The organism is Chitinophaga sp. CF118, from assembly GCF_900112615.1.
Taxonomy (GTDB): Bacteria; Bacteroidota; Bacteroidia; order Chitinophagales; family Chitinophagaceae; genus Chitinophaga.
In genome coordinates, this window is sequence record NZ_FOMK01000001.1 from 54,127 (window position 1) to 67,839 (window position 13,713).

General features: G+C 41.5%; 1 protein-coding gene (only partly in view). It reads right to left on the reverse strand.

Annotated elements, in window-relative coordinates; all coding sequences use genetic code 11:
• Positions 1-13,713, reverse strand: the 3' portion of a protein-coding gene (locus BM176_RS00195) for a non-ribosomal peptide synthetase (RefSeq protein WP_090098353.1). The gene runs 24,867 nt beyond the window's last position; the window shows 13,713 of its 38,580 coding nt (coding positions 24,868-38,580); its start codon lies beyond the right edge, outside the window; the stop codon is at positions 1-3.

Consider the following 13,713-nt stretch of genomic DNA (forward strand, 5'->3'; position numbering starts at 1 on the left):
TTATTTTTCAACTATTCCGGCCACTAATGCAGCTTCATCTTCCAGGATATTGGCATGATGTACGGTATCAATCCTGATCAACTTCAACTGATCTTTTCCTGCTAATACATGATCCACATTATTAAAAGGCAGTTGTAGTAAATAGTCCTGCACTTCAAATTTATCAGCAGGCAGTGAATCATCTCCCAACGTTGCTTTAAATAAAACTACGCGGGTCGTTTTCAGCTGACGGGAAATAAACTGGTCTCTCAACGCATATTCTGCCAGCAGGAAACTCCTTACCTGATCGGCAGTTGCTTCGATATCCAAGCCTTCTACTGCCCGTTGAACATCAGCTTCTGTTGGAGGCGTTCTGTAAGTCGCCAGTTTTTCATCACCATCACTCAATGCAGTATCCAGCAGGTAAACAGTAACATCATTGATACCTCTGGCTTCCAGTTGTGCCGCAATTTCCAGCGCAATCTGTCCGCCTAATGACCATCCCAGCAAAACATAAGATGTCTGTTTAGTTATTCGCTGAACTTCCTCAATATGTGTCAGGTAATGATTCGCCAGTTGTGACAGGTTATTTATCTTTTCCTCGTGATACAGGTTATAAGAATCCACACCATAACAACTATACTCAGCGGTTAACTGTTGCGCCAGTGAAGTATATACTTCACTACCTCCGCCTCCCGGATGAATCATAAAGAGATTGGACTTATTTACAGCAGTATTCAGTTTAACAATGATCTTACTTACAGTAGCTTCCTGTAAATTAACAGCTAACTGACGTACAGACCTCGCCATAAAAATATCTGCAATCTTTATTCCCGGCTGGAAGATTGTATTGATCCTGCGCATTAAGCGGATGGCAGAGATACTATTACCTCCTGATGCAAAGAAGTCATCATCGATGCTTATTTTATCAGCATCTAATCCTAATACTTCTCCATAGATCACACACAATTGTTGCTGTGTTTCATTCTCTGGTGCGTGATAATTATGACTGTCCGTAAACTCAGGATCTGGTAATGCTTTCCTATCAAGTTTTCCGTTTATCGTTAATGGCAGATGGGTGATATGAACCAATACTGCTGGTACCATATACTCCGGCAAATGATTATGCAGGTGTTTCAGGATGCTGTCATGATCTAACGTTACATCCGATACATAATAACCTGCCAGGTATTTACTCTGTCCCTCTATTGCAATCACCACCGATTGACGGATACCTTCGTAAGCTGAGAGTTTCGATTCTATCTCTCCTAACTCTATACGATAACCACGGATCTTTACCTGAAAGTCGTTACGACCAATATACTCCAGGCTGCCATCTGATAAATACCGTACTAAGTCGCCCGTCTTATATAATCTTCCATAAGAGGTATTGATAAACCGTTCCGCTGTTAACGACTCTTTATTCAGATAACCACGCGATAAACCAGCGCCCCCTACATACAGCTCTCCTATCGCTCCTGTTGGAACCGGATGCAAATAACTGTTTAATACATAGGCATGCTGATCCGGAATTGTAACACCTATTAAGGAACCTCTGTCAAGCTCTGAAGATCTGATTTCTTTATACGTTACATGCACTGTGGTTTCGGTAATACCGTACATGTTGATCAACTGAGGGGCTGTGTCTGCATAACGGCTGTACCAGGGCTTTAACTGCGACAGGTTCAACGCTTCTCCTCCAAAGATGATATAACGTAAACTGCTCAAAGAGCCTGCTCTGCTAATAGCGATATCACTAAACTGATAAAACGCATTAGGCGTTTGGTTCAATACTGTTACGCCTTCTGTATCACACAGGTCATAGAATTGTTCAAGATCACGCGTTTGTTCACGGGTAGGAATTACCAGTTTACCACCATATAATAATGCACCCCATAATTCCCATACACTAAAGTCGAATACATAAGAATGGAATAAGGTCCACACATCCTGTTCATTAAATCCATACCATTCATTCGTAGCATTGAACAAACGAACCACATTCCCATGTTCCTGCATTACACCCTTCGGCTGACCAGTAGTACCGCTCGTGTAAATAACATACGCCAGGTTTTGGGAAGTAGCAGTCGCAACAGGATTAGCAACCGGATAATTATTTATCTCATTTTCAATCGCAACTGTAATAACTACTTTCGCATTGATATCCGATAAAATGTAATTAACCCTTTCTGATGGATAACCCGGATCAATAGGCACATAAGCAGCACCGGATTTCAACACACCTAAGATAGCCACTACCATAAATGATGAACGCTCCAGGCTGAGTCCTATCATATCATCTGGCTGAATGTTGTAGTTCTCTTTCAGATAAGCAGCCAGCTGATTAGCGCGTTCATTCAGTTCTTTATAAGTCAACGCAGTTCCCGCAAATACTGTTGCAATACGATCAGGTGTTTTAGCTGCCTGCGTTTCAAATAATGACTGAATGGTATTATCAGCAGGATAAGTAATATCTGCATACTGTATTTCATCAGCATAACGCAGGTCACTTGTTTTCAATGCAGGTTGAGTAACCATCTGATGGAGTAAGGATGTTATACCCTCCAGTACTTGTTGGATCTGATCTTTATCAAACAACTCTCCCGCATATTGTAACCTTAATACAATTTCAGCTCCTGCTTCATAAGCAATGATGCCCAGCGGGTAATCCATCTTCTCTACCGAATGTCTGAATGCAAGTACCAGCGTTTCCTCTTCGTCATGAGCTTCCGGAACAGGATAGTTTTCATAAACAAACAAGCTGTTAAATAAACGGGTACCATTCTTTTGCAGTTTAGCCAGGTTGATATCACTACGGTTATTTACCTCATTGATATGCTCCTGCAATGCCCGTATCTCTGCCACAACAGCACCAGCGGTATGTTCCATAATTACCGGAAGAGTATTGATAAACAATCCTACAGATTGCTCAATATTATCTATTGGTAAATTACGGCCGGAAACAGTCATACCCACTACGGTGGTATTGCTGTTGCCATACACACTCAACTGCTTATGCCAGCAATATTGTAGTACCGCATTTATTGTAAGACCATTATCCAGACAGAACTGTTTCAGACGGGTATACTGTTCTTCTTTTATAATCAGCTTTTGCTCTGCGGTTTCCCTGATATGCCTGTAATCTGATAATACCAGATGTCTTTGGTCTGCTTTCATCAGACTGCTAAGATCTTCCTGATCTTCCAGCATACGGATATAATTCTCCCAATAAGATTCGTTATCCTTTCTGTGTTGTTGCAGGTATTGCTGTGCATTCACATAACTCTTGTCTGCTTCCACATGCAACGTTTCCCCATTGAGTAATTGCAGATAAATAGTATGAATGGTTTCCAGCAATACAGGCGAACTCCAGCCATCCAGGATAGCATGATGACTACTAAAAATGCAAGTGTAATGATTCTTACTACGTTTCAGCAAATACACCCGGAACAGGTTTCCGGCAGATAAATCATAGGCTTCCAGTCTATCGTCCGCTAATATTTTCTCAAGCTGCTTTTCATTATCCAGCTTCGCATAACGCCAATCCAGTGCGCCTTGTTTATCTATCACCTGCACCAGTTCTTCCTCCCAACTGAACCTTAACCGTAAAGCACTATATTTCTGTTGCGCATACTTCCATGCCAGCTCCAGCTTTTTCAGGTCTAACGGATTATGATAATCCCAGATCTGCTGCACTCGGTAAGCATCATCTACATCACCCTGGTTCAAAGCATGATAGATAAATCCTTCCTGCAGGCTGTTTGCAAGATAAACACCTGCTATTTCACGGGTTGACTGTAAATGATCCAGGTAGTTTTTTGATACGATGTAATCTACATCAACCGGCGTGAGGTAAGTACGCTTTGCTTCACTTAAGTAAGTGATGATCTCTTCCAGTTTTGCCTTGTAGCCTGCGGCCAATGCCGTTAATAATTCTTCCGGCAAACTACCGGCGATGGCAAACTGTAACTGACCATCGGTAATACCACCATTAATACTGATAATACTATGCGAATGGTTTTCGGGAGAAGAAGTTAAACCACTGCCGTCGCTGGAAATAGTCCACAGATCTCCGGCTTCTCCTTCCATCTGATCAAACTGACCAAGATAGTTAAAGCTGATACATGGCAACTCCTGTGCTGTGTATCCTATCAGAGAACCATAGCCAATACCATTTTTAGGCACCTTCCTCAGCATTTCTTTCACGGATACAATATTAGTATCTATAACTCCTTTAACAGTCTCCAGCATCACAGGATACATTGTGGTAAACCAACCCGTAGTTCCTGTAATATCAAGATCAGCTGCTAACTGCTCTCTGCCATGTCCTTCTAACAGGACATAATTAGTACTATTTCCACTCAGTTCGGATAAAGCCATTCCTAATGCAGTCAGCAGCAGATCATTGATCTGTGTTTGATACACAACACTACTTTTACGCAACAATTGTGAGGTGTGTGAGCGGTCCAATGTTATACCTGCTTCACTTATTTTATCAGTGGATTTCTCTTTCAGAATAGTATTACTGTCGCTCACACCAGCAATAATATGCTGCCAGTATTCCTTCTCACCCTCATTAGAATATCCGGCTACAGCGTTCACCCATTGGCGGTAACTGCTGCCTTTCATCCCCAGGATTGTACCATTCCCCTGTTTAGATAAATGCTGATATATCGTTTGCAGATCGTCACTGATAATACGCCAGCTAACAGCATCTATGATCATATGATGGAAGGCAAAATAAATTCTTGCACGTCCATCTGCATATCCTTCCAGGTAACCTATCTGGAAAGTTTTACCACCAAACAGATCAAAATCATTTTGCCAGCTGGTGAGCAATTCATGCAAAGCGGTTTCGGTTAACTCCTTAACATCTACATAATTGATCTGTATCGCAGGTAATTCCTCCTTGTAATACTGCGTATAATCTTTCCGGTAACTTAATCTGAAAGCATCATGATGCTGTACCAGTAATCCAACACTTTGTGTAAGGAGTTCCTGATCTAAAACCGGCACATCCAGCATAAAGGATTGGTTCCAGTGATTGTAAGCGGGGAATAATCCTTTGTGAATATTACTGAAGAACCATTGCTGAACAGGCAGTAATCCTACTTCTCCTGTTAAGATTCCCTGTTCGGCTGTAATCTTTGTCCCAGCAGCTTTTGCAATAACATTACTATATAAAGCAGCAATTGTTTTATGCGTAAAAATGTCTTTTACATTGATATGAATGCCCAACCGCTGCCTCAACCGGCTAACGAGTTGTATGCTCACAATACTATCACCTCCCAGCCGGAAGAAGTCATCATGAATACCTACTTTAGAAACATCAAGGTTTAACACCTCTGCATATAGCGCACATAATTTAGCCTCTGTTTCATTTTCCGGTGCATGGTAATTTTCACTTCCGGTAAATGCAGGATCTGGCAATGCATTTCTGTTTAGCTTTCCATTTACCGTCAGCGGTACATGATCGATATGCACAAGCACAGCAGGGATCATATATTCCGGTAATAATTCAGCTAAGTAAGTCAGTATGATATGCTGATCCAATGCCGTTTCCGATACATAATATCCTACCAGGTATTTGCTGGTGCCTCTGTCCTTCGCCAGCACCACTGCCTGCCTGATACCGGGATATGTAGAAAGTGCAGATTCAATCTCGCCTGTTTCAATACGATAACCTCTTATCTTCACCTGGAAGTCATTACGACCTGCATATTCCAGGTTACCATCCGGCAGGTAACGCACCAGATCACCGGTTTTATAAAGCCTGCCATAAGCTGTATCAACAAACCGCTCTTTCGTTAATGCTTCCAGATTCAGATAACCTCTTGCTACTCCGGCTCCGCCAACATACAACTCTCCTGTGGTTCCTACCGGAACCGGCAGATAATTGTTGTCCAGCACATAGGTCGTCATGTTTATACCCGGACGACCAATATTTCTACTGCCGCTTCCTTTTGTATAATGGTGGAGTGTAGCACATACAGTCGTTTCAGTAGGACCGTAAGCATTAATGAGATGAACGCCTTGCTCATTATACATTTCCATTAACCGGGCATCTGTAACATCTCCTGCTACAATCAATGTTTCGAGTGGCAGGATATATTCCTTGTTCAACAAAGCAGGAGGAATAGTCGCAATCTGAATAGCATTGTTTATAACAAAACTATTTAACAGGGAGAGGTCAGTTCTTGTATGATCGTCTGCAATGTATAACGTGTTGCCGTAAATGAGAGTTGCATATATTTCCCACACATGTGCATCAAACACATAGTTAGCATACCATAAACTATTTTTATTGCCCCTCGATAATCCCAATTCAGTTCCCTGCATTGTTGCCAGGTTCAATACACCACGGTGTTCAATCATTACCCCCTTAGGTTGTCCCGTAGTACCACTGGTGTAAATAACGTATGCAAGGTTCTCTGCCCTGGTAGTTGTTGCAGGATTTGTAACAGGATAATTATCGATCTCCTTCACAATGTTATCTGTAATAACCACCTTAGCATTGATATCCGATAAGATATAATTGATACGCTCTGATGGGTATCCCGGATCAATTGGAACATAAGCCGCACCTGATTTAAGAACACCTAACATGGCGACTATCATAAATGCAGAACGTTCCAGTCGAAGTGCTATAAGATCATCCGGCTGAATGCTGTAGTTATCCAACAGGTAAGCAGCCAGTTGATTCGCACGTTCATTCAATGACTGGTAAGTCAATGTCTGTCCATCATAAACTACAGCTATCTGATCTGGTGTTTTAGCCGCCTGCGCTTCAAACATTTCCTGGATCGTTTTATTATCCGGATACTGTTGAGCTGTTGCATTCCACTGGTGAATGATACGATTATAATCATCTTCCAGCAGCGTATTTAAGGCCGGTTTATTTTCAATCAGCTGATAGATATTCCGTGCATAATATTGCATGAAATAATCCAGGTAAGCCTGATCAGATATATGATCATGTGCTGTCATGGAAATATGGAAACCTCTATCTCCATACTGGGAAACGTTCAATACAAATGGAATATTAGACCTTTCATATCCGGAGCCTTCTTCTATACTATCCACACTCTCCTCAAATATGTGAAAGTGCACAAAGTTAAATGCGAACTGATACAACTCCTGTCCGAATAGTGATTTGATCTTTCCGTATGGATATCCTTTGTAATTATATAATTCCAGTTTCTGGCGGAACACAGCAGATAGATCGTCATCCTGCTTAACACAATACCTGAAAGGAATGGTATTTAAAAACAGACCGAATAACTGATCGCCACCTTCTTTTTCCAGACGGTTGTTTACCACAAGACCAATAGTAATATCATCCTGATTTAAGAATCGGGCCAGCGTATGCAGGTAAACATAGATAAACAAAATATCTACACTTACGTTTAATGACTGAGCCAGGGACAGAAGGGATTTACTATGCTCTTTTTCCAGCTGTAACACGGAAGAATAAAGCCCGTTATCTGAAAGAGCCGGATCATGTTTCCATGCAACAGTAGCAATGTTCAGATCAGAAAGATAATCTTTCCAGAACTCCGTAACTGCCGGATCATTGATCACCGCTTGTTCTTTCGCAACAAACTCTCCATAGTGTAAATCTATATCACCACTTATTGGTTCATTCCTGGTATAGGCATTTATGAATTCATTTACCAAAGAGGCAATACTCCAACCGTCTGTAATAGCATGATGGAAAGAGAAGATAAAATCGTACTGATCATCCAGCTTATTAATAATGATCCTGAACAATCCTGCTTTTCCAAAATCAAAACCATGCTGACGTTCTTTATCAATAACCTCTTCCGGATCCTGCTGCTCCATCACCGTAATATCCAGCGTAGTTGTGTGCTGAATGATACAGTCATAACCATTGTCCGACAACACAAATCTCGCTCTTAACAGTTCATGTTTATGTACAAGTTGTGTGAAGACAGACTCCAATTTATCATAGTCGAAAGCATGATCTATTCTATACCGGAACACGTCGTGATAAGTACCTGCCTGCCCCTGTTCAGATTCAAACAACATTCCTATTTGCAGATAACTGGCAGGATAGATATCCTCAATACCATCCAGGTTTGTATAGATGCTCTTATCTATTAAACTAAATGGCTGATATACATCTTCTATAACATGTTGTTTCTGCTGTAACAGGAACTGACTGATACCCCTGATGTGTTTCAACATAAACACATCCTTCACTTTCAGCTGACTCTGTAATGCTTTATTGATCTTACTTACCAACCGGATAGCAATGATGCTATCTCCTCCTAACCGGAAGAAATCATCGTCAATACCAATCTTTGTTACATCCAGATTTAATACTTCTCCATAAATGACACACAATTGTTTCTGTGTTTCATTCTCTGGTGCATGGTAATTGTGACTGTCTGTAAACTCAGGATCTGGTAATGCTTTCCTATCAAGTTTTCCGTTTATCGTTAATGGAAGATGTGTGATATGAACCAATACTGCTGGCACCATATACTCTGGCAAATGATTATGCAGGTGTTTCAAGATGCTGTCATGATCTAACGCAACATCCGATACATAATAACCCGCCAGGTATTTATTCTGTCCCTCTATTGCAATCACCACCGATTGACGGATACCTTCGTAAGCTGACAATTTTGATTCTATTTCTCCCAACTCTATACGATATCCACGGATCTTTACCTGGAAGTCATTACGACCAATATACTCCAGACTGCCATCTGATAAATACCGTACCAGGTCACCCGTCTTATATAATCTCCCATAAGGTGTACTGATAAATCGTTCCGCTGTTAACGACTCCTTATTCAGATAACCGCGCGATAATCCAGCGCCTCCTACATACAACTCTCCTATCGCCCCTGTTGGTACCGGATGCAAATGGCTGTTTAATACATAGGCATGCTGATCTGGAATTGTAACCCCTATTAAAGAACCTCTGTCAAGTTCTGAAGATCTGATCTCTTTATAAGTTACATGCACTGTAGTTTCGGTAATACCGTACATGTTGATCAACTGAGGAGCAGTATCTGCATAACGGCTGTACCACGGTTTTAACTGCGACAGGTTCAACGCTTCTCCTCCAAAGATGATATAACGTAAACTGCTCAAAGAACCTGCTCTGATAATAGCGATATCACTGAACTGATAGAATGCATTCGGCGTTTGGTTCAATACTGTTACGCCTTCTGTATCACACAGATCATAGAACTGTTCAAGATCCCGCGTTTGTTCACGTGTAGGAATTACCAGTTTACCACCATATAATAATGCACCCCATAATTCCCATACACTGAAGTCGAATACATAAGAATGGAATAAAGTCCATACATCCTGTTCGTTAAACCCATACCACTCATTCGTAGCATTAAACAAACGAACCACATTCCCATGTTCCTGCATTACACCTTTCGGCTGACCAGTAGTACCACTGGTGTAAATTACATACGCCAGGTTTTGAGAAGTAGTTGTCGTAGCAGGATTAGTAACCGGATAATTATTTATCTCATTTTCTACAGCAGCTGTAATAACTACTTTCGCATTGATATCCGATAAAATGTAATTAACCCTTTCTGATGGATAACCAGGATCAATAGGCACATAAGCAGCACCAGCTTTCAACACACCTAAAATAGCCACTACCATAAAGGAAGAACGCTCCAGGCTGAGTCCTATCATATCATCGGGCTGGATGTTGTAGTTCTCTTTCAGATAAGCCGCCAGCTGATTCGCTCGTTCATTCAATTCTTTATAAGTCAATGCAGATCCCGCAAATACTGTTGCAATGCGATTTGGTGTTTTAGCCGCCTGCGCTTCAAATAAAGACTGAATAGTATTATCAGCAGGGTAAGTAATATCAGCATACTGTATTTCATCGGCATAACGCAGGTCTTTGATACGTGCATTACTCCGCTGTGCAAGCTGGGTTAGAATTCTTTTATAAGTACTGATATAACCTTCAATAGTAGTTGCTTCAAATAAGCTGGTAGCATAATTAAATGTACCTGCTATCTCAATACCACTATCATCCACCATTGTTGTAATATCAAACTTGGCAACGTGAACGCCGGCATTCCCCTCATAAGCCTCCAGCAATTCATTCATGGCAGTTTTCTGTTCTCCGCCAAACTGTTCCATACCAAACAATACCTGGAAAATAGGATGACGGGAACTATCCTGCGGAATTTCCAGTTCACTCACCAGTTTCTCAAACGGCAGATCCTGATACTGTTGCGCCTCTTTCACAGCTTCTCCTACCTGTTTAATAAATACAGCAATGGCCTGTTCAGGATTCAGTTCTTCACGTAATACCAATGTATTCACAAAGAACCCGATCACATCTTCTATCTGCCTGTGATGACGATTCGCAATAGGAGTACCCAATACGATATCCTGTTGGTTACTATAACTACCAAGCAACAGGTAATATCCACCCAGCAGTAAGCTATACATACTCACTTCCAGATCTTTCGCCACTGTCCTTAAAGCAGCGCTGGTAGCAGCATCTATTCTGAAATCAATATTCGCACCTGCATAACTTAACTGAGCTGGTCTTGATTTATCTACCGGTAAGTTCAGCGTTTCATAACCGGATAATTTCGCTTTCCAATAAGCTAATTGTTTCTCCAATACAGCACCAGTGAGATAACTTCTTTGCCAAAGCGCAAAGTCTTTGTATTGAATTTCTAAAGCAGGTAATGGTTCAGTGTTATAATAATTATGCAGCAGTTCACGAATCAGAATATCAGTCGACCAACCATCAAATGCAATATGATGCAGTACAATGCTGATATAATGAATCCCTTCTAACTGGTACATTTTCACCTGCACCGGATACTCTTCATCCAACCGGAATACATGATTCACTGCCTGATTGATCATTGTTGCCAATGCATTTTCAGTAGTAACTAATATTCTTTCCACTGGCAAAACATCATTCATCACCAGCTGATATCCACCTCCTTCACTACTCATCTTTATAAGACTGCGTAATACCTCATGTCGCCGTACAATGGCTTGCAAACCGGACAATACTTTTTTAGCATCCGTCGCATTATGCAACTTAAATACTAACGGTATATTATAAGCATTACTACCACCTTCATAAGTTTCAATAAACCACAAACGTTCCTGTGCAAAAGACAATACCTGCTCTTCCACATGATGAATAACCGGCGCAATAATCTTAACTTCTTTCCCGGCACCATTCTCTATCTGCTCTGATAACTTCCTTATACTGGTATACCTAAATAACACGGATACACTGATAGGATCATCTATCCATTTATTCAGTTTGCTCACCAGCTTAATTGCCAGTATACTATTACCACCCAACCGGAAGAAATCATTATCAATACTGATCTCATCTTCCTTCAGTTCTAATACATCCGCATAAAGAGCACACAATTTCCGCTGCAGATCATTTTCTGGTGCATGATAACTGTTAGCATCAGTAAATGTTGGATCAGGTAAGGCGTTTCTGTCCAGCTTCCCGTTTACCGTCAACGGTAAATGTGTAAGATGGAACAATACAGCAGGCACCATATACTCCGGCAGTTCGCTACGTAAATAAGAGAATAGCAAATCCTGATCCAGCGCAGTTTCCGACACATAATAACCTACCAGGTTCTTCACACCCGTGCTCACTTCTTTTGCCAGTACCACTGATTGTTTAATTTCAGGATACGCTGACAGTTTCGCTTCTATTTCTCCCAACTCTATACGATACCCCTGAATTTTCACCTGGAAGTCATTCCTGCCAATGTATTCAAGATTACCATCTGCCAGATAACGAACCAGATCGCCCGTTTTATACAATCTTCCATTATCAGTAAAAGGATCATTGATAAACCGTTCCCCGGTTAATGCAGAAAGATGCAGATAACCTCTTGATACGCCCGCACCGCCAATATAGAGTTCTCCCGCAGCACCTGCAGGAACAGGGCGCAGAGCATTATCCAGCACATACAACCTGTAATTATGATAAGGCTTACCAATAGAGAAATGTTGTACCGTTTTATCAATCACAAAATAAGACGCTCCTACGGTTGTTTCTGTAGGTCCGTATTCATCAACAATCTGCTCTGCATATTGTAAAATGTTACTGATATGATTGCTGAGTAATTTCTCTCCTCCTACGATGGCTATTTTTACTGAAAGACCGGCATGACTGATCAGCGATAAATAACCAGGAGTGGACTTCACCAGTTCTATTCTGTTATCAAGCAGGTGTTGTTCATATTCATTAACGTTTATAATATCCCTTCCAAATACATAGACTGTTTTACCGGAACAAAGCGGGAACAAAGTAGTAGTAACCGACAAGTCGAACGATAAGTTGCTGGAGAAGTCAACATTCTCAATATCTGCCGGAATCAACCCTGACAGGTTGAATAAATAGTTCAGTACATTCCGGTGTTCCACCATTACACCTTTAGGTTTCCCGGTAGTACCACTCGTGTAAATCACATAGGCAAGATGGTTAGCACTCGTAAATGTTACAGGGTTTGTTGCAGGCCTGGAAACCTCAATTATTATTTCCATTGCAGCACTGTCTATCGCAGCGATGGATACAGCCGTAAGCTCTTCCAGTCTTTCCATATGATGCTTATTCGTAAGCACCACTTTTGTTTTCGTATCTGCAATGATATAACTGATACGCTCATCAGGGAAAGCGGGGTCCATTGGCACATAGGCACCACCTGATTTTAACACTGCAAGGATAGCCACCAGCATATAGTTTGAACGATCCAGGCAAACTGCTACCAGGTCGTCCGGACGTATATCGTAAGTCGCCTTCAGATAAACGGCTAACCGGTTGGCCTGTTCATTCAGTTCACGGTAAGTCAGCGGCTGACCATTATACACCACTGCTGTATGATCCGGTATCTGTGCGGCTTTTGCCTCAAACAGTTCCTGGATTGTTTGTACTTCCGGATACAATTGTTCCGTAGCATTTCTGTGATAGATCACCTCCTCATATTGCGCTTCATTCAGATAACTCAGTTCTTTAATCTGCTTCCGGCGGTTCCGTACCTGCGTGAGTGTGGCAAGCTGTTCCAGGATTACTTTATAAGTAGTAATATATTCTTTGATCGTATCTGCATCAAACAGGCTGGTAACATAATTGAACAACCCAAGTATTTCCCTGCCGCTATCATCCATCAATGTGGAAATATCAAACCGGGCTGTTTTATATTCTTCATCACCTTTATAGAATTCCAGCAGTTCGTTTACTGAGTTCTCCTGTTCATCACCAAACCTTTCTATTCCAAACAAAACCTGGAAAATAGGATGACGGGAACTGTCCTGCACCACTTCCAGTTCTCCCACAAGTTTTTCAAAAGGCAGATCCTGATGCAACTGAGCTTGTCTTACAGCCTCTCCTACCTGCCGGATAAAACTTACCAGTTCCTGTTCAGGATGCAGTTCCTGTCGTAAAGCCAGCGTGTTTACAAAGAACCCGATCGCATCCTGAATCTCTTCATGATGGCGGTTCGCAACAGGGCTACCTACAACAATATCCTGCTGATTACTGTAACCCGAAAGCAACAGGTAATAACCACTCAGCAACAGGCTGTACATACTTACTTCCAGCTCACGAGCCACAGTTCTTAATGCATCACTGGTTATCTCATCTATGCTGAAAAACAGATCTGCACCTGCATAACTGATCTGCGCAGGTCTTGAACGGTTAGCCAGTAAATTCAGCGTTTCATA